At 65.7% G+C, this 25,099-nt stretch carries 17 protein-coding genes and 1 other RNA gene; 4 read left to right on the forward strand and 14 right to left on the reverse strand.

Annotated features, from left to right (window positions below; translation table 11 throughout):
• Positions 1–73 precede the first annotated feature (73 nt).
• A complete protein-coding gene (locus PAM7066_RS15325) occupies positions 74–1,714 on the reverse strand; it encodes a BCCT family transporter (protein ID WP_085855102.1) in 1,641 nt (546 codons plus the stop codon).
• A 325-nt stretch (positions 1,715–2,039) separates the two neighbouring features.
• Between PAM7066_RS15325 and ssrA the strand changes: the two genes are divergently transcribed.
• Positions 2,040–2,389, forward strand: a transfer-messenger RNA (tmRNA) gene (ssrA, locus tag PAM7066_RS15330).
• Positions 2,390–2,453: 64 nt separating this feature from the next.
• Entirely contained in the window at positions 2,454–2,879 is a 426-nt protein-coding gene (locus PAM7066_RS15335; RefSeq protein ID WP_085855103.1) for an ester cyclase, read from the forward strand.
• On the opposite strand, the gene PAM7066_RS15340 is transcribed toward PAM7066_RS15335, so the two are convergent.
• The 6 genes from PAM7066_RS15340 to PAM7066_RS15365 all read right to left on the reverse strand — a co-directional run bounded on the left by PAM7066_RS15340 (position 2,827) and on the right by PAM7066_RS15365 (position 10,122).
• Positions 2,827–3,678 (reverse strand): GNAT family N-acetyltransferase, encoded by an 852-nt coding sequence (locus PAM7066_RS15340; RefSeq protein ID WP_085855104.1) that lies wholly within the window; start codon positions 3,676–3,678, stop codon positions 2,827–2,829. The two genes, PAM7066_RS15335 and PAM7066_RS15340, sit on opposite strands and share 53 nt — an antisense overlap.
• Before the next feature lie 35 nt (positions 3,679–3,713).
• Positions 3,714–4,826 (reverse strand): ABC transporter ATP-binding protein, encoded by a 1,113-nt coding sequence (locus PAM7066_RS15345; RefSeq protein ID WP_085855105.1) that lies wholly within the window; start codon positions 4,824–4,826, stop codon positions 3,714–3,716.
• A 16-nt stretch (positions 4,827–4,842) separates the two neighbouring features.
• On the reverse strand, positions 4,843–6,495 hold the full coding sequence (locus PAM7066_RS15350) for an alpha-amylase family glycosyl hydrolase (protein WP_085855154.1): 1,653 nt from the start codon (positions 6,493–6,495) through the stop codon (positions 4,843–4,845).
• A gap of 12 nt (positions 6,496–6,507) precedes the next feature.
• Positions 6,508–7,659 carry a carbohydrate ABC transporter permease gene (locus PAM7066_RS15355; RefSeq protein WP_085855106.1) on the reverse strand — a complete coding sequence of 384 codons (1,152 nt, stop codon included), beginning with the start codon at positions 7,657–7,659 and terminating at the stop codon, positions 6,508–6,510.
• 1 nt (position 7,660) lies between these two features.
• Entirely contained in the window at positions 7,661–8,641 is a 981-nt protein-coding gene (locus PAM7066_RS15360; RefSeq protein WP_085855107.1) for a carbohydrate ABC transporter permease, read from the reverse strand.
• Between the two features lie 119 nt (positions 8,642–8,760).
• Positions 8,761–10,122, reverse strand: a complete 1,362-nt coding sequence (locus tag PAM7066_RS15365) for an ABC transporter substrate-binding protein (protein WP_085855108.1) — start codon at positions 10,120–10,122, stop codon at positions 8,761–8,763.
• A gap of 260 nt (positions 10,123–10,382) precedes the next feature.
• Between PAM7066_RS15365 and PAM7066_RS15370 the strand changes: the two genes are divergently transcribed.
• Positions 10,383–11,708 carry a GH1 family beta-glucosidase gene (locus tag PAM7066_RS15370; RefSeq protein WP_085855109.1) on the forward strand — a complete coding sequence of 442 codons (1,326 nt, stop codon included), beginning with the start codon at positions 10,383–10,385 and terminating at the stop codon, positions 11,706–11,708.
• The gene (locus PAM7066_RS15375; RefSeq protein ID WP_085855110.1) at positions 11,705–12,661 is read left to right on the forward strand and encodes a glucokinase; all 957 of its coding nucleotides are present in this window, start codon (positions 11,705–11,707) and stop codon (positions 12,659–12,661) included. Before PAM7066_RS15370 ends, PAM7066_RS15375 begins: the two co-directional genes overlap by 4 nt.
• Positions 12,662–12,684: 23 nt before the next feature.
• Here PAM7066_RS15375 and PAM7066_RS15380 read toward each other — a convergent pair whose 3' ends face one another.
• From PAM7066_RS15380 to glgC, 7 genes are all read right to left on the reverse strand, one after another.
• On the reverse strand, positions 12,685–14,388 hold the full coding sequence (locus tag PAM7066_RS15380; RefSeq protein WP_085855111.1) for an FMN-binding glutamate synthase family protein: 1,704 nt from the start codon (positions 14,386–14,388) through the stop codon (positions 12,685–12,687).
• Between the two features lies 1 nt (position 14,389).
• Positions 14,390–16,753 (reverse strand): glucosylglycerol hydrolase, encoded by a 2,364-nt coding sequence (gghA, locus tag PAM7066_RS15385; RefSeq protein WP_085855112.1) that lies wholly within the window; start codon positions 16,751–16,753, stop codon positions 14,390–14,392.
• A 110-nt stretch (positions 16,754–16,863) separates the two neighbouring features.
• Positions 16,864–18,495, reverse strand: coding sequence for an alpha-D-glucose phosphate-specific phosphoglucomutase (locus PAM7066_RS15390; protein WP_085855113.1), 1,632 nt, complete (start codon positions 18,493–18,495; stop codon positions 16,864–16,866).
• Positions 18,496–18,503: 8 nt separating this feature from the next.
• A complete protein-coding gene (locus tag PAM7066_RS15395; RefSeq protein ID WP_085855114.1) occupies positions 18,504–20,363 on the reverse strand; it encodes a 4-alpha-glucanotransferase in 1,860 nt (619 codons plus the stop codon).
• Positions 20,360–22,444 carry a glycogen debranching protein GlgX gene (glgX, locus tag PAM7066_RS15400; RefSeq protein ID WP_085855115.1) on the reverse strand — a complete coding sequence of 695 codons (2,085 nt, stop codon included), beginning with the start codon at positions 22,442–22,444 and terminating at the stop codon, positions 20,360–20,362. The genes PAM7066_RS15395 and glgX overlap by 4 nt, the downstream gene beginning before the upstream one ends.
• The gene (glgA, locus tag PAM7066_RS15405) at positions 22,444–23,865 is read right to left on the reverse strand and encodes a glycogen synthase GlgA (RefSeq protein ID WP_085855116.1); all 1,422 of its coding nucleotides are present in this window, start codon (positions 23,863–23,865) and stop codon (positions 22,444–22,446) included. Before glgA ends, glgX begins: the two co-directional genes overlap by 1 nt.
• Positions 23,862–25,091: a glucose-1-phosphate adenylyltransferase gene (glgC, locus tag PAM7066_RS15410; protein ID WP_245749717.1), complete on the reverse strand. Its 1,230-nt coding sequence runs from the start codon at positions 25,089–25,091 to the stop codon at positions 23,862–23,864. The genes glgA and glgC overlap by 4 nt, the downstream gene beginning before the upstream one ends.
• Positions 25,092–25,099 lie beyond the last annotated feature (8 nt).

Below are 25,099 nucleotides of genomic sequence, written 5' to 3' on the forward strand. Positions count from 1 at the left end.
CAGATAGGCCGGTGGTCAGAAACGACAAAAGGGCCGGCGCGGCGGCCGGCCCTTTCTTCGCGAGGTCAGACCCCTATTCGCGCGGTTCGCTCATCAATCCCTTGTACGTGGAATAGCAGAGGAACAGCAGCACGACGGTGAAGAAGATCCCCGTCGCGTTCACCATGGCCTGCAACGCCGTAAGGCCGCCGCCGATCAGCAGCACGATCGCCACGATGCCCTCGGTCGTCGCCCAGAAGATCCGCTGCGCCGTGGGCGCCTCGGTCTTGCCGCCCGCGGTGATCGTGTCGATCACGAGCGAGCCGGAGTCCGACGAGGTGATGAAGAAGACCAGCACCAGGATGATCGCCAGGGTCGAGGTGACCGCCGTCAGGGGCAGCGCCCCCAGCATCGCGAACATGGCGATGGCGTCGTTGTAGTTGGCGATGACGTTCTCGTAGACGCCCGACTCCTGACCCTGCTGGACCACCTGGTGGATCGCCGAGCCGCCGAACGTCGCCATCCAGAATACCGAAACGAGGCTCGGGATCAGGATCACGCAGGTGACGAACTCGCGCACCGTCCGGCCGCGGCTGACGCGGGCGATGAACATGCCGACGAAGGGCGACCAGCTGATCCACCACGCCCAGTAGAACGCCGTCCAGCTTTCGCGGAAGCTGTCGTCGTCCCGGCCGAACGGATTCGACAGCGGCACCACGTCACGTACATAGGTGACGAGGCCGATCCCGGCATCCTGCAGGATCTGCAGCGTCGGACCGGCAAGGAACACGAACAGCAGCAGTATCCCCGCGAAGAACATGTTGATGTTCGACAGCACCTTCACGCCCCCGTCGAGGCCCCGCACGACCGAGATCAGCGCCACGGCCGTCACGCAGGCGATCACGATGATCTGCGTGTTCAGCGTGTTCGGCACCCCGTAGACATAGTTCATGCCCGCGGTCGCCTGCTGCGCGCCGAGGCCCAGCGACGTGGTCAGGCCGAACAGCGTCGCGAAGACGGCGATGATGTCGATCATGTGGCCGGGCCAGCCCCAGACGCGGTCTCCCAGCAACGGATAGAACGCCGACCGGATCGAAAGCGGCAGCTGCTTGTTGTAGGTGAACAAGGCCAGCGACAAGGCGACGACGGCATAGATCGACCACGGATGCAGCGCCCAGTGGAAGATCGTCGCCGAAAGCCCGTGCGCCCGCGCGGACGCCACCTGGTCGGGCTGAAGCTCTCCGTCCACGAACGGCCCATCAAGGCCCAGCGGTCCCGATACCTGCATGTGGTAGACAGGCTCGAGCACGCCGAAGAACATCAGGCCGATGCCCATGCCCGCAGCGAACAGCATGGCGAACCAGGACGGGTACCCGTAGTCGGGCTTCGCGTCCGATCCTCCCAGCCTCACGCGCCCCAACGGAGAGATCGCGATGGCGAGGCAGAAAATGACGAAGATGTTCGCCGCCGCCAGGAAGAACCAGTCGAACGTGGTCGTCACGAAGGTGAAGAGCCAGTTGAACACGGCCGAGGCGCTGTCCTGGAAGATCAACGTCACCAGGACGAAGGCCACGATGGTCAGCGAAGAGATCAGGAAGACCGGGTTGTGAATGTCGAATTGCAGCGCGCCGGAGCCGCCTTGGTAATTGTCTTGCCCGACGGTGTAATCAGTATCGATCGTGTTGACCGCACCATCCGGCGTCGGGATGTCCGTCCCCGCCGATTCGTCTGTCATCGCATCGTATCCCTCTGTTTCTAGGCATCCTACGCACTGGTGACATACCGATTGGCCGTTGACGTAGCGCCATGCGGCTCTTCGTCCAAGCAGGGCGCGGCGCCGTGCTTGGAAGATCGGCTCCCGACTCCGCGCGTGTCGTCGCGCTGAAAAGGTGGTCGGGGTCGTCAGGCGTCGCCGTCTGCCTCATCGATCCGGCCTTGTCCACCGGAGGGACCCGATTCAGCAAGCGACTGTGGCGAAGACCCGACCCGTTCTGTTGGCGGATGGCGGGCTGAGCGCGACGGACGGACGGGACGCACCCTGTTCCGGATCGCGCGCGGACGGACTTGAAGGACGGCTCCGATGCGACTATCTTCAGCATGTCTCGCAAGGGACTATGGACATAAACGCGCATGTAATAAGCGGATCGGACCCGGGGGCGGTACCCGGCGGCTCCACCAAACCACCCGTCATTGGGGTGCATGGGGCCGAAATAGGATCGACGGACGTCTAAAGATGTTGCTTTGTCTCGGTGAGGTACCACCGTTATCGGTCCGGAAAAGTACAATTGCCAATGACAATCGTGCTCCGGTTGCGGTTGCCGCTTAAGCGGTAACTAGACCGAAATTGAAGCCCTTGCCCCTAGCAGGGTAAGGCGGGGTTCGCAGGCACCTGGCAACAGAAGCCTGCACTTCCGCTATTTACCGGTTCTTCACAGCTGTCGTGACATTCCTTCGCCCAGAGGGAGTCCAGTTTCATGACACATGAAGAATTCATCCTGAAGTTCTACGAGACGGTCTGGAGCGGCGGCGACATCGCGGCGATCGACGAGTTCTTCGCGCCCACCGCCACGCTCGACGGATTCGCGCACGACATGTCCCTCCGCCCCGAGGATCTCGTTGTGTTCACCCAAGGCCTGCTGCGGCTGATCGAGCAGCCCCGGTTCGAGATCCTGCATATCCTCTCTCGAGACGATCAGGTTGCGGCCCTGGTCCGGTGTAGCGCCCGATGCGCGCGGACCGGCAACGAGGCCTCGATCACCGCGCAGATCATGCTGCGCTTCGTCGATGGCAAGATCGTGGAGGCGTACAATCACTACGACATGGTGGCGCTCTTCATTGCGCTGGGCCTCATGCCGCCCGACACGCTGGAGCGGATGCTCGCCGTCCACCCCTTGCGCTGAGGCGCCATCCGATCGTCATGCCCGGGATCGTCACGGCTTCGGCGCCCGTTCCCAGCTTGAACCGTCGCAGCCCTTCGTTCTGTGCGGTGACGAGGCCCAGGTCGAACAGGACGGCGCCGGCCTTGGCTGCGTCCTCCATCGCCGTCGCGATCAGCAGGTGATGGGCCGACCGGCTGCGTCCGTCGGGGCCGGTCCAGCCCAGGTGGTACGTCCAGCGCCCCGAGTGGCGCAGGACACAAATCCCCGCCACCGGAAGGGCACCCGAGAACGCGGCATAGGTCAGGACGCCGCAGGAGTCGGCCGCGATCATTCCGCGAAGCCACGCCAGGGGCAGCGCCTTGTAGCCGCGCGCCGACCGCTGCGCGGCCTCGGCTTCCGACAGCCATCGCGGGCATCCGGCGATGCGGTGGATGCGCAGGTCCGACCGTTCCGCCACATGCAGGCGATTGCGCCACTTCTTCGCCATGCCCGCCCGGAGATCGCCGTCGAGCCGCCGAACCGCCACCTGTCGCGCGGTCGAAACGGCGCGGCCGGCGGGTTCGGCGATCAAAGTCAGTCCCGGCAGGCGCGCGGCATAGCTACCGGGGCGCCTGTAATGCACACCGACCGGAGCGTAGCCGACCCCGAAGCGGCGGACGAATTGAACGACCGCGTCAGGGTCGCTTGCCGGGCCGACCGCGTAGCGTTCGACCCGCGAACCCAGAGTTCGAGCAGTTTCGCCATAGGCCCAGCTTTGCTGAAGTGGCGCGCCGAAGGTCCAAGTATTCCACTCGGCGCGCGAAGGCTCGATACGTTCCATGGCCCGAGCATATGCCGGCGCCAGTTGGCAATATCTTAACGGTAAAGCAGAGACCGCCCGTTGCGGAACAGGTGGACTCGGGCGGGATCGGCAGACAACCTCACCTCGCGTCCGCGCAGGTTCTGGTGGACGCCCTGCAGCTTCGCGATCACCGCGGCGTCGCCCTTCTCCATGTCCTCCATCGAGGTGTCCGGGGTCTTGAAGTAAAGCAACGTTACCTCTCCAAGCGCCTCGACGATGTCGACCTTCCCCTCGAAGAGGTAGTCCGCGCCTTCGGCCACGGCGAAATCCTCGGGGCGGACACCGACCTTCACCTCGGCACCCTTGTCGCTTTCGGTGGATGGGTAGTGCGACACGGCCGTCCCGCCGCCATCCATCCGGATGACCGTGCGCTCGCCGGTCTCGACGATCTTGCCCGACAGCAGGTTCATCGCGGGCGAGCCGATGAACTGGGCGACGAACTCGTTCTCGGGCTTCTCGTACAGCTCGAGCGGGCTGCCCACCTGGCTGATGCCGCCGCCGGCAAGCACGACGATCCGGTCGGCCAGCGTCATCGCCTCGATCTGGTCATGCGTGACGTAGACCATGGTCGAGTCGGGCATCTGTTCCTTCAACTGCGCGATCTCGATCCGGGTGGCCACGCGCAACGCCGCGTCGAGGTTGGAAAGCGGCTCGTCGAAAAGATAGACCTTCGGGTCGCGAACGATGGCCCGCCCGATCGCCACGCGCTGCCGCTGCCCGCCCGACAGCGCCTTGGGAAGACGGTCGAGATATGGGTCGAGCTGCAGGATCCTGGCCGCATTCTCGACCCGCTCGTTGATCTCGTCCTTCGACTTCTTCGCGATCTTCAGCGAGAATGCCATGTTGTCGCGCACGGTCATGTGCGGGTAGAGCGCGTAGCTCTGGAACACCATGGCGATACCCCGCTGCGAGGGCGGCACGTCGTTTACCACCTGCCCGTCGATTTCGAGCGTGCCGGCGGTGATCTTCTCGAGCCCCGCAATCATCCGGAGCAGCGTGGATTTCCCGCAACCCGACGGGCCGACGAAGACGATGAGTTCGCCCTTCGTGACATCGAGGTTGATATGCTCCAGCACCTTCACGTTGCCGTAAGCCTTGGCGACGTCTGTCAACTTCAAATCGGCCATCGGTGGTGTTCTCCCGTCATTGTCCGGCCGCCGAAACGGCAAAGGCGCCCTGATATGGGCCGATTTCCACGGTGCCGTCCCCAAAATCCACCGCGAAGGGCGCATCGTCGCGGGGGGTCCATTGTCCGTCGGGCAGCGCGACCGTGAGGGGCGCGCCGCTCAGATTGTAGGCGGCGAACACCAGCGTGATACCGTCGTTGCGGGTCAACACCAACCGCGCTTCGTCGGCCGCGATGATCGTCAGATCTCCCTTGGCGAGCGCCGGTAGCGTCTTTCGGAACGCGATGAAGGACCGGTAGAAGGTCAGCGTCGACCCCAGATCGCGCTCCTGCACCGACACCGCCCGGTCGAGATGCTCGACCGCGACCGGCAGCCAGGGCCGCGCATCCGAAAACCCGCCATAGTGGTCCTGCGTCCACGGCATTGGCGTGCGGCACCCGTCCCGACCCTTGTATTTTGGCCAGAACCGTTTGCCATAGGGGTCCTGCAAGTCCTCGTAGGACACGTAAGCCTCGGTCAGGCCCAGTTCTTCGCCCTGATACAGGCAGACCGTGCCCTTCAGCGTCATCAGGATCGCGGCGTAGAGCTTGCGCTCCATCTCGTTCAGGCCGAAGCGCGAGGCCCACCGCTCGACGTCGTGGTTCGAAAGCGCCCAGCACGCCCAGCCCTCGGTGACGATGCGTTCGAAGCGCTCGAGCACCTCCCTGATCCGCGAGCCCGACGGATAGACCGTCGAGAGGAAGTCGAAATCGTAGGCCATGTGAAGCCGGCCGTTCGACGTGTATTCGCGCTGAGTCTCCATGCCGCGCTGGCTCTCGCCGATCTCACCCACGCTGGTGATCGCCGGGTATTCGTCCATCACCGCTCGCAGCCGCTGCAGGAACACGAGGTTCTCGGGCTGGGTCTTGGAATAGAGGTGATCCTGGAAGTTGTAGGGGTTCACCGAGGGCGCCGTGTTGTCGTTCTGCTGCTCGGGCGGCAGGGGCGGGTTGTCGCGCAACTCCTTGTCGTGGAAGTAGAAGTTCACGACGTCGAGCCGGAACCCGTCGACCCCCTTGTCCAGCCAGTAGCGCGCGACGTTCAGAAGCTCTTCCTGTACGTCCGGGTTGTGGAAATTCAGGTCAGGCTGGGCGATCAGGAAGTTGTGCAGGTAGTACTGCATCCGCTCGCCTTGCCACTCCCACGCCGAGCCGCCGAAGATCGACAGCCAGTTGTTGGGCGGCGAGCCATCGGGCTTGGGATCGGCCCAGACATACCAGTCGGACTTGGGATTGTTGCGGGATGCACGACTTTCCTTGAACCAGCGATGGTCGGACGAGGTGTGGCTGAACACCAGGTCGATCAGCACGCGGATGCCCAGTGAATGGGCCCGGTGGATCAGCGCCTCGAAATCGCCCATCGACCCGAACATCGGATCGACGTCGCGAAAGCTCGAGATGTCGTAGCCGAAATCCCGCATGGGCGAGCGGAAGAAAGGCGAAACCCAGATCGCGTCCACGCCGAGCTTCTGCAGGTAATCCATCCGGTGAATGATGCCCGACAGGTCCCCGACCCCGTCATCGTTCGAGTCCTGGAACGAGCGGGGGTAGATCTGGTAGATCACCGCTCCGCGCCACCAGTCCGGATCGTGCGGGCCGGCCTCGATCGGCCGATCCGAAACTGCGTCCATGAACGCCATGAATTATTTCACCGAGCCTGCAAGAAGTCCGCGTACCAAGAAGCGCTGCATCGAGAAGAAGACGATCAGCGGCACCGCGATCGACACGAAGGCCGCCGTCGCAAGTATGCCCCAATCCCCCCCGCGCGAGCCCAGAAGGTCGTCGGCGATCTTCACCGTCATCACCTTGCTCGCGTCGTCGGACGGAAGAAACACCTTGGCCACCAGCAGATCGTTCCACGTCCACAGGAACTGGAAGATCGAGAACGCCGCCAGCGCCGGCAGCGACAGCGGCAGAACGATCTTCAGGAACAGCTGGAAGTCCGTGGCCCCGTCCACCCTGGCGCATTCGATGATGTCGCGTGGCAGGCCGGCCATGTAGTTTCTGAGCAGATAAACGGCCAGCGGCATCCCGAAGGCTGTGTGCGCGAACCAGATCCCCATGAAGCTCTGCCCGATGCCGATGCGGTTGTGCAGGTTCAGCATCGGCACAAGCGCCAACTGCAGTGGCACGACCAGCAGGCCGACGACGGCCGCGATCAGGATGCCCCGGCCGGGGAACTCCATCCAGGCCAGCGCATAGGCCGCGAAGGCCGCCACCAGGATCGGGATGATCGTCGCTGGGATCGTCACCGTCAGCGTGTTGATGAACGCCCGATCCATGTTGTCGGCCGTCAGCACCTGTTCGTAGTTCTCCGTCGTGAAGCTGGGCGGGCTTTCGGCGGCGAAATAGATGCGCTGCCCCCGATCGCCCGGGTCCTCTGGCGTGCGCCATTCGTAGGTGCCGTCGGCGTTGACCGTCAGCGTCTCGCCCTCGCCCAGCTCGACGGTCGTGCCGGCCTCGAACTCGGTCGGGTTCACGCCGCGAGTGCCGAACGCCACGACCTCGCCGCCGCCGTCGGGAAAGAAGCTCTTCGCCTCGGGGTCATCATAGATGCTCCCGGTCACGACGAACACGTCGCCCTCTTGCGTTGCCTCGGCCGCGGTGCGGCCGCGGGCGGTCAGTTCGACCGGAAACGGCGCCTCCCACCAGCCCGACTCGCTGATCTGGTCCCGATCGCGGAATGACGAGACGAACAGCCCGATGGTCGGGATGAGCCACAAGAGCACCAGCAGCAGGACCGACAGGTGCGTGGCCCAGGCGAGCGAGGATTTCTGTCCGGCGATATTGTCCATCTCAGCGCATCTCCTTCCGCGCTTCGCGGATGTTCCAGAACATCACGGGAAGCACCACGATCATGATGACGAAGGCGATGGCGGTCGCACGCCCATCGTCGCGGAACATGAAGTCCATCATGTAGGATGGCAGGATCTCGGTCCCGAAGTTGCCGCCGGTCATGGTGTAGACGATGTCGAACACCTTCAGCACCAGCACCGTGATCGTCGTCCAGACCACCATGATCGTCGGCAGGATCTGCGGCACCTTGATCTTGAAGAAGATCTGGAAGGGGTTGGCCCCGTCCAGGATCGCCGCCTCGATGGTCTCTTCGGGGATGCCGCGCAGGGCGGCCGACAGGATCACCATGGCGAATCCGGTCTGGATCCAGACGAGGATGACCATCAGGAAGAAGTTGTTCCAGAACGGAATCTGCATCACGTCGATCGGGTTCTCGAAGCCGGCGAAGGCGCGGACCGCGTTGATCAGGCCGATATCCGCGTCGTTGGCATAGACGAACTTCCAGATCAGCGACGCGCCGACGAAGCTGATCGCCATGGGCATGAAGATCAGCGACTTGGCGATGTTGCCCCAGGATAGCTGGTCGGTCAGCTGCGCCACCACGAGGCCGATGAAGGTCGAGGCCGAGGGCACGAACAGCACCCACAGCATGTTGTTCAGGAAGGCCGTCGTGAAGTCACCGCCTGCGAAAAGCAGCGCGTAATTGTCGAAGCCCACGAACGTGTCGGGGTTCCGCCCGTAAAGCGACCGGATGAACGACCCGATCACCGGATAGACGAGGTAGAGGCCCAGCACGAAGATCGCGGGAAACAGGAAGAGCCATGGCCGCACCGCATTCGCGCGGTTGATGTTGCGGCCGATGTTCTCGCCCTTCGCCGGAAAGATGAAGCGGTCGAGGATGAGGTTCGACAGGTAGAAATATCCGACGCATCCGCCGACCCCGATGATTATCGTGATCAGCCCCTGCAGGATCACCGGCATCTCGTCTCCCCCTCCGTGACGACCGTTAGCGCTCAGCTTTGCGCTGTCGGGCGCCTATTTCAAGCACCCATTAGCGTGACGTGGGGCGCGCAACGGCATGAGTTGCGCGCCCGCCCGCCTCAGTTCGACAGCTGGTCCCAACGGCTCTGGATCGCCTCGCCGGTGGCCTGCGCGTCCTGGCTGCCGGTCGTGAACTCGACCATCTGCGTCCAGAAGGCACCCGCGCCGATCTCGCCCGGCATCAGGTCGGAGGCATCGAAGCGGAACGTCGTCGCGTCCAGAAGGATGTCGTTCAGCGCCCGCTGGTCATCCGTCCCGAAAACCTCGGGGTTGATGCCCGTGTGCGGGGTCAGCAGGCCGCCCTGAGCCGCCCAGATCTCGTGTGCCAGCGGGGTCTGCAGGTATTCGATGAAGCCGCGCGCGGGCTCGCTGTCGTTGGTGATCGCGAACATCGTGCCGGCGCCCAGAACGGGCTGCTCCGCATCGCCGCCTTCAGGCGCGGGAAAGTAGAAGAAGTCCACGTCCGTGCCGACTTCGCTGCCTTCGGGGAAGAAGGTCGGGATGAAGGTCGCCTGCTTGTGCATGTAGCACTCGGGCGGAAACTGGAACAGGCCGGAGGGCGAGTCGCGGAAGTCCGTCGTCGCCGCCGCCTCGCGGCCGCCGTTGACGAAGCCGTCCTGCAGGAAGAAGCCGTATTCCTCGATCGCGTTCACGACTTCGGGGCTGTCGAAGGCCAGATCGTTCGCAACCCAGGCGTCGTATTGCTCGGGCGTGGCGGTGCGCAGCATCAGGTCCTCGACCCAGTCGGTCGCGGGCCAGCCGGTCGCCGCACCCGAACCCAAGCCGATGCACCACGGCGTCACACCGTCATCGGCCATCTGCTGGGTCAGTTCCTTGAGGCCCTCGTAGGTCTCGGGCACCTCGTACCCGGCTTCCTCGAACTGCTCGGGCACGTACCAGACCAGCGATTTCACGTCGATCTTGTAGGGAAAGGCATACAGATGCTCTTCGCCGCCCTCGCCCTCGAAGCTGGCCAGATCCACCCAGGACTCGCCGGCCGAGTAGTTCTCGCGGATCCACTCCGCGGTCTCGGGTTCAAGCGGGGTGATGGCGCCGCGTTGCGCAAGGTCCGCCAGAAGGCCCGGCTGGGGGAACACGGCGATGTTCGGGGCCGAGTTCGCTTCGGTCGAGATGACGATGTCCTGTTCGAAGCTGTCCGAACCGGAATAGTTGACACTGGCACCGGTCGCCTCCTCGAAATAGGCGACCACCGACTCCATCAGCTCGGCGTCGGCACCCGTCCAGGGGCCGGTGATGTCGATGGACTGACCGGAATAGTCATGGTTCGACGCGAATTCCTCGAGGCTGTCCCAGCTGAACGCGCCTTCGCCCTTCGGAAAGACGAAGTCTTGCGCCTGCGCCATTCCGGTGCCCAGTGCCACCATCGCGGCGCCGGTATAAAGCGTTGTCTTGAATGTCATGGGTTTCTCTCCCTTGAGATGTGCAATTGACGTGCACCCCGTTCTGCGGGGCGTCATTCTACCACTTACGCGCGATCACGCGGGCCGCACGGATGCGTGAAGGCTCCCTCACCAACATGTAGAAGTCAAATGCCGGCCGGCAAAGCGGAAATCAGGTTCTTCGGGCAGGGGCTTGCAACGTCCGCTTGTATGGGTCCTCTCCTTTTGACGGAGTCGGACCGGCAATCTATGTTCTGCCCCGACCATAGATTGGAGTCTCCATGCTCAAGCACAGCCGCGCCGATTTCCCCAAGGGGTTCCTCTTTGGGGCCGCAACCTCGTCCTACCAGATCGAGGGCCACGCAATGGGCGGCGCGGGCCGCACGCAATGGGACGACTTCGCCGTCACCCCCGGCAACGTGACCAGGGCCCAGAACGGAGACGTGGCCTGCGACCACTACAACCGCTGGCCCGAGGATCTCGACCTGCTGAAGGACGGCAATTTCGACGTCTACCGCTTCTCGACCTCGTGGGCGCGGGTCATGCCCGAGGGGCGCGGCGCGCCGAACCCCGAGGGGCTCGACTATTACGACCGGCTCGTGGACGGGATGCTGGAACGCGGCCTGAAGCCCGCCGCCACCCTGTATCATTGGGAACTGCCCTCGCCGCTGCTGGACCTCGGCGGCTGGCGCAACCGTGACATCGCCCAGTGGTTCGCCGACTATACCGAGGTCATCATGTCCCGCATCGGCGACCGCGTCTGGTCCGCAGCGCCGATCAACGAGCCGTGGTGCGTGGGCTGGATGTCGCACTTCCTGGGCCAGCACGCACCCGGCATCTCGGACATCCGCGCCACCGCGCGGGCAATGCACCACGTCATGCTCGCCCACGGCCGCGCGACCGAAGTGATGCGCGGGCTCGGCATGCAGAACCTCGGCGCGGTCTGCAATTTCGAATACTCGGTTCCCGCCGACGCCAGCCCCGAAGCCCGCGCCGCGGCGCGTCTGTATGACGGCTACTACAACCGCTTCTTCATCGGCGGGCTGTTCAACAAACGCTATCCCGACGACGTTCTGGAAGGCCTTGGGCCGCACATGCCAGACGGCTGGCAGGACGACATGGACCTGATCGGCCAGCCACTCGACTGGTTCGGGATCAACTACTACACGCGCAAGCTGATCCAGGCGAATGACGGCCCGTGGCCCTCGCATGAAGAGGTGCCGGGCCCCCTGCCCAAGACCCAGGTCGGGTGGGAGATCTATCCCGAGGGACTGCACGCCATCATCAAGCGCGTCCATGACGGCTATACCCGTGGGCTGCCGATCTACGTGACCGAGAACGGCATGGCCTCGGACGACCGCGTGGTCAACGGAGCGGTGAACGACAAGGCGCGGATCGCGTATCTGGACGCGCATCTGGGCCAGGTCCGGCGCGCGATCGACGAAGGCGTACCGGTCAACGGCTACTTCGCCTGGTCGCTGCTGGACAATTACGAGTGGAATCACGGCTACGGCCCCCGCTTCGGCCTCGTGCACGTGGACTACAAGACGCTCGCGCGGCTCCCGAAGTCGTCCTACCACGCGCTGAAGGACGCGCTGGCCCGATGACGCGGATCGCGCTGGTATCCGATGTCGGCGGCACGAATACCCGCGTCGCCCTCTCGCGCGACGGAGAGGTCGACGAGTCCACCATCCGTCGCTTCAAGAACCGCAATTACGGTGGGCTGGGCGAGATCTACACCGCCTTCCTCGCCGAGTTCGACGTCTCGTGCGATGGCGCCTGCATTGCGCTGGCCGGCCCGGTGATGGATGGCGCGGGCCGCCTGACAAACCTCGACTGGAGCTACGACAGCGCCCGACTGGCCGCCTGCACCGGCGCCTCGTCCACTGCCCTGCTGAACGACCTGCAAGCCCAGGGCCACGCGGTGCCGTTCCTGTCGCCCGACAACCTGGCGCCGATCATCCCCGGCCCGGGAGGCGCCGAGCACAACGCCAAGCTGGTGATCGGCGTCGGCACGGGCTTCAACGCGGTGCCGGTGTTCCGCACCGATTTCGGCCGCTTCGTTCCGCCGTGCGAAAGCGGGCACGCCTCGTTCCCGGTCCTGTCCGACAAGGACATGTCGCTGGCCCGCTACGTGACCGCCCATCACGGCTTCCCGGGGGTCGAGGATGTCCTGTCGGGCCGCGGGATCGAGCGGGTTTACGCTTGGGCCTCTGGCGAAGACGTGCAGAAGAGCTCGACCGAAATCGTCGGCCTGATCGCCGCGGACCAGGATGAGGCCGCGCGCCGGACGGCCGAGGCGTTCTGCAGCGCCCTTGGCCGTGTTGCCGGGGACCTCGCCCTGACCCATCTGCCCTTCGGCGGGATCTACCTGATCGGTGGCATGGCCACGGCGATGCGGCCCTACCTGTCCCGCTACGGGTTCGAAGAGTCGTTCCGCGCCAAGGGCCGGTTCTCGGACTTCATGTCGCGCTTCGCGATCTGGGGGGTCGAGGACGACAACGCCGCCCTGCTGGGCTGCGCCCGGCACATCGATGGTGTCATAGCCGCCGCACGCTGATCGGGACGCCCTTCTTCCGCTCCCTACTCCGACGACTGGCGCGCGTCGTCGCCGGCAGACGTCCGGGTCTGCGTCCGACCGGCCGGGTCGGGCGGCTTGAAGGTCGTTGCCGAGGCGCGGTTCCACCGGCGGCGGAAGACCTCGTCGTCGAAGCCCACGTCCCGCACCAGGAACCCGACCGGCAGGTAGGTCCAGACGTCCGACGCCTCGACCATGTCGCCGTCCCCCTCGCGCTTCATGAAGTGGTACGGCAGGAAATCCCGCGGATCCTCGAGCCCCGCAGCCCCCGTCATCTCGGCCAGCGCGCGCATCGTGTTGCGGTGGAAGGCGGCCACCCGCTCGGATTTTTCGGGCACCACCAGAGCCCGCTGACGGAGCGGATCCTGCGTCGTCACGCCTGTCGGGCACTTGTTCGTATGGCACGCCTGGGCCTGGATGCAGCCGACGGCGAACATGAACCCGCGGGCCGAGTTGCACCAATCCGCACCCAGCGCGAAGGCGCGGGCGATGTCGAAGGCGTGGATCAGCTTGCCCGCTGCCCCGACGCGGATGCGGTCGCGGATGTCGGCGCCGCGCAGGACGTTGTGAACGAAGCTCAGCCCTTCGGTCAGGGGCATCCCGACATGATTGGCGAACTCCAGCGGCGCGGCGCCGGTGCCGCCCTCGGTCCCATCGACGACGATGAAATCGGGATAGATCCCGGTCTCGATCATCGCCTTCACGATGCCCATGAACTCGCGCCGATGCCCGATGCAGAGCTTGAAGCCCACCGGTTTGCCGTGGCTCAGGTCGCGCAGCTCGCCCAGGAACTCGCACAGCTCGATCGGGGTCGAGAATTCGGAGTGGCCGGCGGGCGAGACGCAATCCAGCCCCATCGGCACGCCGCGCGCCTCGGCGATCTCTTCGGTGATCTTGGCGGCCGGCAACATGCCTCCGTGGCCCGGCTTGGCGCCCTGGCTCAGCTTCAGCTCGATCATCTTGACCTGCGGGTCTTCGGCCTGCTGGGCGAACTTGCCGGGGTCGAACCGCCCGGTCTCGTTGTTGCGGCAGCCGAAATAGCCCGAGCCGATCTCCCATGTCAGGTCGCCGCCATGACGGTGATACTTCGAGATCCCCCCCTCGCCGGTATCTTGGCTGAAGCCGCCCATCTTGGCGCCCTTGTTGATCGCCTCGACCGCAGCGCCCGAGAGCGAGCCGAAGGACATCGCCGAGACGTTGTACAGCGACGCGTCGTAGGGCTGCTTGCAGTCCGGCCCGCCGACGCGCACCCGGAAGTCGCGGCGGTCCAGATGCGTCGGCGCGATCGAGTGCGTCATCCAGGAATAGCCGCCCTCGTACACCTTCTTCTTGGTCCCGAAGGGGCGCGCGCCTTCCTCGTCCTTGGCACGCTGATACACGATCGAGCGATCCTCGCGGCTGAACGGTTCTTCGTCTTGGTCGCTCTCGATGAAGTATTGCCGGATTTCGGGCCGGATCTTCTCGAAGAAGAAGCGGATATGCCCGAGGACGGGATAGTTGCGCAGGATCGAGTGGTGGATTTGGAAGATGTCGCTCAGACCGACGATCGCGATTGCCACGGCCACGACCGTCAGAAGCCACCACCACCAGCTGCCCGTCCCGATGGCGACCACCAGCAGGACGACCGCCAGGACAGCCGCCCCGCCGAGGACGCCGAAGCGATGAACCGGCCCGACACGCTCGGGATCGTATCCCAGGTACCTCAGCATCCTACCCCCGTTCGAAAACCAGCCCCATGCTGTCGCGCAGCACGATCGGCCCCGAGATGTACTCTTCCCCGATGCCGGGCGTGCGCAGCACACAGCGCCAGCCGCTGCCCTTCAGCCCCGGGATCGGCAGGCGCAGCGGGTCGAACTCGTCGGTCGCGCCGCCTTCCATGTGGGTGATCGTGAACACCTCCGTCTCGGGCCCCTTTCGATAGCTGGTGAAGACGGTGCGCCCGTCCACCGGCTGCAGGTAGTCAAAATAGTCCTCCGGCCCAAGATTTCCCCTGAGCCAGGGATTCGCGCGACGATAATTCCGCAAGTCCAGCATGAAGCGCGTCTGCGCCGGGTTAACGTGCGACTGCGAATGGGCGACATTGCAGTAGTCGTGCATGTCGTCCATCCAGGCCCGCGCGATCTCCTTCAGGTCGTCGACCGTGAACACGCCCGGCCCCGCAAGCGGCGGCTCGACCCCGTTCAGCAGCTTCGCGATGTGGTCGAGGTCGTATTCCGTGACCTCGACCAGCGCCGGCAGGAACTCGAAGAAGCGGCGCAATTCCTCGCGCGTCTCGAAGCCCAGCTCCTTCAGCCGCTCGAAATTGCCGGGGACCGAGTACTGGTAGTCGTCGACCTGCCATTTCAGGCTGATCGCCTCTTCGGCCACGACCTTCACGCCGTACTTGTCGTCCTGGTTGCGGATGAACCCCCAGTTGGCGCGCGCAGTGGCGTTCAGGAAGTCCATCGGAACGCCCGGGAACGCCGCGTAGGTCAGCATCGAAACGGCCGGGTTGTCGTAGGCCTTCTCGAGGATCTCCATCCGGGTGTCGCCCAGCCGCGTGTTGATGTTGAGCTTGGGGTTCACCTGCGTGCCCCGGCGCAGCGTGTCGTGGTTCGCGGTCCCGCTGATCCAGTTCGAGCCGCTGTGCAGCATCTCCTTGATGCGCCACCATTTCGACAGCCAGTAGCCGTAGATGAAGGGCGTGTTATGGGCAAAGGTCAGCGGCCCCCACTGGAACACGTCGTCGTCCATGTGCTGCTCGATCACGGCGCGATAGGACGAGCTCAGCTCCCAATCCTCCTGAGGCCAGGGGCGGCCGTCCTCGAACACGAACCAGGGGCGATAGTCGGTGCCCGCCACGTTCTGCACGATGTCCGACATCAGGTTCAGGTACTCGTCGTCATGCTTGAGCTCCTGCGCCTGCGGATCCCACCATTTGAAATCCTGCGCGCCGTCGACCCGCACGCCGTCCGCACCGTAATCCACCTTGCGGCGCTGCAACTCCAGAAGGATCGCGCGCACGGCCGGGTTCTTGTAGGCTAGGTTCTGGCCGTACATGTTCGGCCCGCCGAAATAGTGGTTGTTCAGCGCGTCGAGGCCCTGATTGTCCGAGTGGCCGAAAACCACGTCGAAGACGAGCATCTTGGGCTTGTTCGGGAAGTTGTGCAGCGCCGCAGCCAGATCGGCCAACTCGTCGGGCCGTCCGGTCTCCAGAAGCACCGGGTTCACCGTTGCCATGCCCGAGATCACAACGTCGTAGCCCCAGTTGGTCGTATCGGGGCGGATCAGTTCGACCTCGACCGAACCGTCTTCGAGCGGGTTCTCCTGCCAGAAGTCCGGGCCGGTCTCGTAGACGGTCGTGGGCTCGACCGGCAGAAGCTGCACCGCGTCATAGCCAAGGTAGATCTCGTCCATCGGGTCGGTGGGCAGATCTCCCTTCAGCCGCTCGGACAGGCGTTCGAACTGGCGGGTCAAGGAGGCAATCGTACCGCCCGCCGTCGCGGTGGGAATGTGGATCTGAAGGATGTTCGTCGGAGGTCCGAACTTGTGGGGCGCCTCGCCCCTCAGCCCGGCCCAGTAGTCCTTGTCCTTCCGCTCGGCCTGGAGCCGATGCATGTCGTAAAGCTCGGCCGGGGCGAAGGCCCCGAAGGGCAGCGAGGCTGCCAGCGGGTCCAGGATACGGTGCCATTCATCGTACTGGTCGCGCCAGACGAGCGCATAGAAGTCGCCGAGTCCGTCGCGCGTGCCGGCCCGGACCCCCGTCGCCGCGGCAAAGGTATGCGCCTCGTATCGGGCCACGGGCAGGTAAACCCGGTCGAAGGGGATCGTCTGGTGCGAGCGCGTCAGCTCCAGCGGCCCCTTCGGCGACAGCACCTCGAGGAAGACGTCCGCATCCGGGATCCGCGCGTCCTGAAGCTCGGGCGTCCAGAAGCCGAAGGTCGCCGTGTCGCCGTCGATCTGGCCCCCCAGCGTCCTGGCGATGGCCTGGTGCGCCTCGAACGCCGTCTCGGAGGTGTTGAGCCACTTGCGGGACTGTTCGGCCAAAGCCTGTGCGCGGTCCGTGTCGGCTGTGACGCGGTCTTGGAGGGACATGGAATTCCTTTCTCGATCGGTCGCGGCGCGTGGCCTTTGAACCCTAGAATGGAGCGCGCCCGCGCATGATCAAATGCGCGGGCGCGTCTGTTCCCCGGGCACCGCCTGGTTCAGGCCCGAACGTCCGGTTCGGTTCGGCCGGTATGATGCTGGATCCGCGCGATCTCGTGGGCGGCGGCGATGATCCCCGAAAGCGCCTCCTGCACCTCGGTGTCGAAGGTCGCCGGGTCCTCGCTGCGGTCTTCGAGGTACACCCGCAGCGTCGCGCCAGTGGTGCCCGTCCCCGACAGGCGCAGCACCACGCGGGCGCCACCGTCGAGGTACACGCGAAGGCCCTGCTGCGTGGCCACCGAGCCATCCACCGGGTCGGTGTAGGAGAACTCGTCGGCGGCCTCGACGGTGCGGCCGGCGGCATTCGTGCCCGGCAGGTCCGAGAGGCGTCCGCGCAGGTCATCCATCAGGGCCTCGGCCTTCTCGGTCTCGATCCCCTCGAAATCGTGGCGAGAGTAGAAGTTGCGGCCGTAGGTCCTCCAGTGGTCCTGCATCGTTTCGACCACCCCGCGCCCCGTCGCCGCGAGGATGTTCAGCCACAGAAGCACCGCCCAAAGCCCGTCCTTCTCGCGCACGTGATCGGCGCCGGTGCCGGCGCTTTCCTCGCCACACAGGCGCACGCGACCGTCGTCGAGCAGGTTGCCGAAGAACTTCCAACCGGTCGGCGTCTCGTAGCAGGCCAGCCCCTTCTTCTCGGCCACCACGTCTGCCGCGCGGCTTGTGGGCATCGAGCGAGCCACCCCGGCGATCCCGTTCGCGTATGCCGGCGCACGTTCCGCATTGGCCGCCAGAACGGCCAGCGAGTCCGACGGGGCCACGTACATCGACGGCCCCATGATCATGTTGCGGTCGCCGTCGCCATCCGAGGCCGCACCGAAATCGGGGGCGTCGGGACCGTGCATCGCCTCCATCAGCTCGTTCGCCCAGACGGGGTTCGGGTCGGGGTGGCCACCGCCGAAATCGGGCAGCGGCGTGGCGTTGATCACGCAGCCCTCGGGCGCACCCAGACGGTTCCGGAGGATCTCGGTCGCATAGGGGCCCGTCACCGCGTGCATGGCGTCGAAGCAGATGCGGAACCCGCCCTTGAACAGCGCGCGGATCGCGTCGAAATCGAAGAGGCTCTCCATCAACTCGGCATAGTCGGCGACGGGATCGACGACCTCGACCTCCATCCCGCCGAGAGAGACCGGACCAAGCGTCGCAAGGTCGATATCCTGCGCCTCGAGGACGTGGTACTGCGCGATCGCCTTCGTCGCCTCGAAGATGCGGTTCGTCACGTCCTCGGGGGCCGGGCCGCCGTTGGGGGTGTTGAACTTCACCCCGAAATCCTCGTCCGGGCCGCCGGGGTTGTGGCTGGCCGACAGGATGATGCCGCCATCCGTCTGCCTCTTGCGGATCAGGTTCGAGGCGGCCGGCGTGGACAGGATCGCCCCCTGCCCCACGATCACCCTGGCCGCGCCGTTCGCCGCCGCCATGCGCAGGATCACCTGCGCCGCGCGGTCGCCGAAATACCGACCGTCGCCGCCAAGGACGAGGGTCTTGCCCTCGACCCCGCCGATCCCGTCGAAGATGCTCTGGACGAAATTCTCGAGGTAGTGCGGCTGCATGAAGACCTTGGTCTTCTTGCGCAGCCCGCTGGTGCCGGGCTTCTGCCCGTCGATGGGCGTGGTCTCGATCGTGAGCCGTTCCATGGGTGGTCCTAACTGTCCCTGTTGGCCATGATGATGGACGTGCGACGCACGGCGTCAAGCTGACCAAGCCCGTCTGCCGGCACCTCGATCCAGCGCCGCCAGTTGGGATGCTGGTGCACCGTTCCGGGCAGGTTCGGCTGTTCGACCCGGCCCAGCATGTCCTCGATCTGCGCGACGACGAGGCGCGAGGGGGTCTCGGCCAGGAACGCGTGCAGATCGTCGAGGCTGTCGCCCCCGATCAGGTCGCAGAAGGCGGTAACCTCGGCCGCGCGCTGCGTCTTCGCCTGCGCCGCTGCGGCCTCGTCCATGTCGCCGACCGTGACTCGCCAGTCGATCTCGCGACCCTGCTTCCAGCCTTCCCACGTGGGCAAGTCGTGGCTGCCCCACGAGGTCAACGCGCCGCGGGCATAGGCCTCGGCCGGCGAGAAGGCCGTGTCGCCCTTCTCCCACTGGCGTTCGAACTGCGCCACGCGGCAGCCCAGGATGCCGCTTTCCTCGAGCGCCTCGCGCAGGCCTTCGGGGATATTGCCCAGATCTTCGCCCACGATGGTGGCGTCGGCCCGCGCGGCCTCGATCCGGGCGACGGCCAGCATCGCCTCGCGCGGCATCGTCACGTAGGCACCGGGCGCGTCGCCTTGAGGCACCCAGAAGGCCCGCTCGAAGCCCAGCACATGGTCGATCCGCAAGAGCTTCGCATGAGACAGTGCGCTGCGCAGGATCGCCTGAAGCGGGCGGAAGCCGTCTTCGGCCAGCGTGTCGGGACGCAGGGGGGCGAGACCCCAGCTCTGCCCCTCGGCCGAGAAGGCGTCGGGCGGCGCGCCCAGCGAAACCCCGCGGGCGAACAGCGACGGCCGCCCCCAGGTCTCGGCCCCCGAGGGATGGGTGCCGACCGCAAGGTCGAGGTAGAGGCCGAACCGCATCCCCGCCGCCAGCGCGGCATCTTGCGCGTCGGCCAGTTGCCGGTCGGCCATGTATTGCAGCCAGGCGTGGAAGGTGACGTCCTCGGCGTGGTCGGCGGCGAACTGGCGGACGGCGTCGCCCTCGGGGTCCTGCATCTCGTCGGGCCACTGGTGCCAATACGCGCCGAGCAGCGCGCCGATCGCCTGATGCAGGGCGAACCGCTCCAGATCGGCGCCCTGCTGCCCGCGCCACGCCAGGAAACCGTCATCGGGCGCGAACGCCGCGCGGAGTGCGGCCATCCGTGCGGGCAAGGCGCTGTCGTAATTCAGAAGGTCGGACGCGGGCAGCGGAACCTCAGCGGCCGGGTCGACATGCATCGTGGAAAGCCGGCCCCGGTGGGCGGGGGCATACGGTGAGAAGGCATGAACGTCGTCCGGGAACCCGGCATGGACCGGGTTCACGCCGATGAAATCAGCGCCCGCCCGGCCCAGGCTGTCCGCGGTGCGCGCAAGGTCGCGATACGTCCCGATCCGCCCGTCATCCGCCAGCCCGTAAAGCGGCACGGTCACGCCCCAGGCGCGCGGTGGCTCGGGCAGGCACGCGGGTGCGGACAGAAGCCACGCGCGTTCGCCCGACAGCTCGAGCGCGTGGATGCCCATGGGAAGCGCCCCCAGATCGGCACCCTCGCCGTCGCGCGGGGGGCTGTCCTCGGGGATCAGCCGCCAGGCTTGCCCCTCCAGTGCAGGCAGGCGCAGCGGGACGTCCGCCTCGACCACCTGCCACAGGGGCAGGACCCGCTCGGCAGCGATGCGGGCCAGTCGCGCGGCGACATCGTCATCCGTCAGGACGCCGAACGCGGCAAGGATCGCATCCCGCGCCTCGGGCGTCAGAGCGTGGACCGTATCGGTCGCATCCTTGTATTCGGGCACCACGCCAAGAGCGCGCGCCAGGCTGTCGCGATCGGTCATGCCGCGTCTCCCCATTGCAGGAACACCGCCACGCTGTCGGCGGGGATCGTCACGACCCCCGTCACCAGTTCGCCCACCGCGACGCTGTTGGAGGTGTCGATCTGCCAGTCCCACGACAGCCCTTTGGGCAGATCGGGCAAGCTCCAGTCCCGGGCCTTGCCCTTGTTGAAGACCGCGAAGATGGCCTCTTCGGTTTCGCCGTAGTCGGGCGTTTCGGCGGCCATCCGCAGTTCCATCGACAGCGAGTCGAAGCTGGGGTCGTCCCAGTCCTCCTGCCGCATCGGCGTGCCGTCGGGGCGCCACCAGAAGATATCCTCGCGCCCGTCGAGGCTGCGCTCCTGCGAGTGCAGGAAAAGCTTCTGCCGCAGCAACGGGTGGTCCTTGCGGAACCGGATCATGTCGCGGGTGAACTCGTGGAACTCGTGGTCCATGTCGTCCCAGTCGATCCAGCTGATCTCGTTGTCTTGGCAATAGGCGTTGTTGTTGCCGTTCTGGCTGTTGCCCATTTCATCGCCCGCCAGGATCATCGGCGTGCCCTGGCTCAGCATCAAGGTGGCCATCATGTTGCGCTTGCGACGGGCGCGCGCCTCGAGCACGCCGGGCTTTTCGGTCGGCCCCTCGACGCCCAGGTTGTCCGAGAAGTTCTCGCCATGGCCGTCCTTGCCATCCTCGCCATTGTCGTCGTTGTGCTTGTCGGCGTAGCTGACCACGTCGTGCAGCGTGAAACCGTCATGGGCGGTCAGCAGGTTCACGCTGGTCGTCGCGGGGCGGCCCGAATGGTCGAATTGCAGCGCCGAGCCGGTCAGTCGATCCGCAAGGCCCGGAACAGAACCCTTGTCGCCCTGCCAGAACATCCGCACCCGGTCGCGGAACTTGTCGTTCCATTCGAGGAAGGGCGGCGGAAAGGCCCCGAGCTGATAGCCGCCGGGGCCGATGTCCCACGGCTCGGCGATGAGCTTGACCTGCCCCAGCACCGGATCCTGCCGCACGGCGTCGAAGAACGCGGCGCCCTGGTCGAAGCCCCCTTCGTTCACCCGACCCAGAGTCGAGCACAAATCGAACCTGAACCCATCCACATGCATCACTTCAACCCAGTATCTGAGTGAATCCATGATCATTCGCAGGACCATGGGGTGGTCCACGTTCACCGTGTTCCCGCAGCCCGTGTCATTGACGTAGTACCGCTTGTCGTCGGGCATCAGCCGGTAGTAGGCGGCGTTGTCGAGGCCGCGGAAGGACAGGGTCGGGCCAAGCTCGTTCCCCTCGCAGGTGTGGTTGTAGACCACGTCCAGGATCACCTCGATCCCCGCACCGTGCAGGCGCGCCACCATCTGCTGGAACTCGGCGATCTGCCCGCGGGCCAGGTATTTCGGCTCGGGGGCGAAGAAGCCCAGCGTCTGGTAGCCCCAGTAGTTGGTCAGGCCCTTTTCGTGCAGGAAGCTGTCGGTCAGGAAGGCCTGCACCGGCAGAAGCTCGACCGCCGTGATCCCCAGGTCGGTGAGATAATCGAGCATCGGGTCGCTCGCGAGGCCCAGGAACGTGCCGGGATAGCGCGCATCGTGGCACAGCGCGGTGACGCCCTTCACATGCGCTTCATAGATGATCGACTGGCTGACCGAGGTCTGGGGCGGCAGGTCGCGCCCCCACGAGAAGGCCGGATCCTCGACCACCGAGCGCGGCATGTAGGGCGCGCTGTCGCGGGGATCGGGGGTGAGGTCGTCCTTGCCCACCGTGTAGCCCATCAGCGCGTCGTTCCATTCGGGATGGCCCGTCAGACGCTTGGCATAGGGGTCCATCAACAGCTTGGCGGGGTTGAAGCGGTGCCCCTCGCGCGGGCGATATGGGCCATGCGCGCGGTAGCCGTACAGCGTGCCGGGCGTAAGGCCCGAGATGTAGCCGTGCCAGACGTCGCCGTCGCGCTCGGGCAGGTCGATGCGTATTTCCGCGCCCGCTTCGTTGAAGAGGCACAGCTCCATGCGCTCGGCATTTTGCGAGAAGACGGCGAAATTCACGCCGTCGCCGTCGAAGGTCGCGCCGAGCGGAGCGGCGCGCCCCGCGGCGATCGAAATGATGTTTGGCATCAGCTAGGAACGAGATCCCTGTAAAGGTCAGCATACTGGCCGGCAGACACGTCCCACCCGACGGGATGACGCATCGCGGTGCGCGCCATGCGGGACCAGGTCTCCGGCGTTGCGTGAAGCTCTACCATGCGGGTGAGGGCAAGGGACAGGGCCTCGACGCTGTCGGGTCCGTGAACGATGCCGGTCGCCACGCCCGCGCGCAGGGCCGCGTCGTTAGCGTCGATCACCGTATCGGCCAGACCGCCCACGCGGGCGACCACCGGAATCGCGCCATAGCGCAGGCCGTAAAGCTGCGTCAGCCCGCAGGGCTCGAACCTCGAGGGGACCAGCACCGCCTCGCCCCCCGCCATCATCCGGTGCGACAGGTCCTCGTCATAGCCGATACGCACGGCGACGCCGTCGTGCCGTTCGGCGGCCTCGCGCCAGGCGCTCTCCAGCGCCCGGTCGCCCGAGCCCAGAAGCGCAAGCTGCCCGCCTGCCGCAAGGTAGTCGGGCAGCGCCTCGATCAGCAAGTCGAGGCCCTTCTGCGCGCTCAGCCGCGAGATGACGACGGCCAGCGGGCCGTTCGACGCAGGCAGGCCCATCTCATCGCGCAGGGCCCGAACGGCAGCGGTCTTGCCGCGGAAGCTGCGGAACCGCGTGATCGCGGGGTCGGTCGCGGGGTTCCACGTCTGGGTGTCGATGCCGTTCAGGATCCCGGTCAGATCGCCGCTCCGGGCCGAGATCAGGCCCTCGAACCCCATTCCGAACGCCGGGGTGGTCAGTTCGCGCGCATAGCGGGGCGAGACGGTGGTGATCCGGTCGCACCACACAAGCCCGGCCTTGAGGAAGGACACCCTCCCCCAGAACTCGTAGCCTTCGACATGGAAATCGGCCGGGTCGAGCCCCAGCCGATCGATCTGCGAGGGCTCGACCATGCCGGCGAAGGCGATGTTGTGAATCGTCATCACCGAAGGGACGCCCGTTCCGCTCTTCTTGAGGAAATACGGCAGCAAGCCGGCCTGCCAATCGTGACCATGGGCGATGTCGGGCTGCCAGTCGGTCGCCCCGCAGCAGATCTCGGCGCCGGCCCTGCACAGCGCGGCGAAGCGCTCGGCATTGTCGGTCCAGTCGACGCCATCCGCGTCGAGGTAGATGCCACCCGAGCGATCATAGAGATGCGCGGCCTCGAGCACGTAAAGCCGCAGCCCCGCCGCCTCGGCTTCGATCAGCCGCGCAGGGCCACCGTAGAGATCGTCCCAGGCGTGAACCACGCGCGCCGACCCCACGGCCTTCATCACCGCCGGGTAGCCCGGCAGAAGGGTCCGCATCTCGACGTCCCGCGCGGCGAGCGCACGGGGCAGAGCGCCGGCCACGTCGGCCAGCCCCCCGGTCTTGATCAGCGGCGCGCATTCCGACGCGACCGACAGGACGCGTGTCACTGGGCGGCGCTCCAAGCGTCGACCATGCCTTGAGTGATCAGCGTCACGCCGCCTTTCGACACCTCGAAGAACCTCGCGTCCTCCTTCGGGTCCTCGCCCACGACCATCCCCTCGGGGACGATCACGCGCGCATCCACGACGCACTTGCTGAGCTGCGCGTGGCGTCCGATGGTCGCGTGGGGCAGAACGACCGTCTCTTCGAGCTGCGCGTAGCTGTTCGTCCGGACGTTCGTGAACAGAAGCGAGTTGCGGATCTCGGTGCCCGAGATGATGCAGCCCCCCGCCACCATCGAACTGAGTGCGTGGCCGCGCCGGTTCTCTTCGTCATGGATGAACTTCGCGGGCGGGGCGACCTCGGAATAGGTCCAGATCGGCCAGTTCTTGTCCCACAGGTCGAGGTCGGGGTCGAAATTGGTCAGGTCGATATTCGCGCGCCAATAGGCGTCCACCGTGCCGACATCGCGCCAATACGCCTCAGCCGTCGCCTTGTGCTTGACGCAGCTTTCGGTGAAGCGGTGCGCCTGCGCCCGCCCGTTCTTGACGATGTAGGGGATGATGTCCCCGCCGAAATCGTGCTTCGACCCCTCGAGCTCCTGGTCGTTCAGCAGAAGCTCGCGCAGATAGGACCACTTGAAGACGTAGATGCCCATCGAGGCCAGCGTCTTGTCAGGGTCGCCCGGCATCCCCGGAGGATCGGCCGGCTTTTCCAGGAACGAGGTCACGCGCAACTCCTCGTCCACCGCCATGACGCCGAATGCCGAGGCCTCCTCGCGGTCGACCGTCAGGCAGCCGACCGTCACGTCGGCATTGGTCGAGACATGCTCCTCGAGCATCACCTCGTAATCCATCTTGTAGATGTGATCGCCGGCAAGGATCAGGATGTATTCGATGCCGTAGCTGTCGATGATCTCGATGTTCTGCGTCACCGCATCGGCGGTGCCAGCATACCATTTCTCCTCGTTCACCTGCTGCGACGCCGGCAGGATGTCGAGAAATTCGTTGCGCTCGGCCCGGAAGAAGGACCAGCCGCGCTGGCAATGGCGGATCAGCGAGTGGGCCTTGTATTGCGTCGCGATCGCCATCTTGCGGATGCCGGAATTCAGCGCGTTGGACAACGCGAAGTCGACGATCCGCGTCTTGCCGCCAAAATAGACGGCGGGCTTCACGCGGTTGTTGGTCAGCTGCTTCAGCCGCGACCCACGTCCGCCCGCAAGGACGAACGCCATCGTCTTGG

Origin of the sequence: Palleronia marisminoris (assembly GCF_900172315.1) — a bacterium.
Classification (GTDB): Bacteria; Pseudomonadota; Alphaproteobacteria; order Rhodobacterales; family Rhodobacteraceae; genus Palleronia; species Palleronia marisminoris.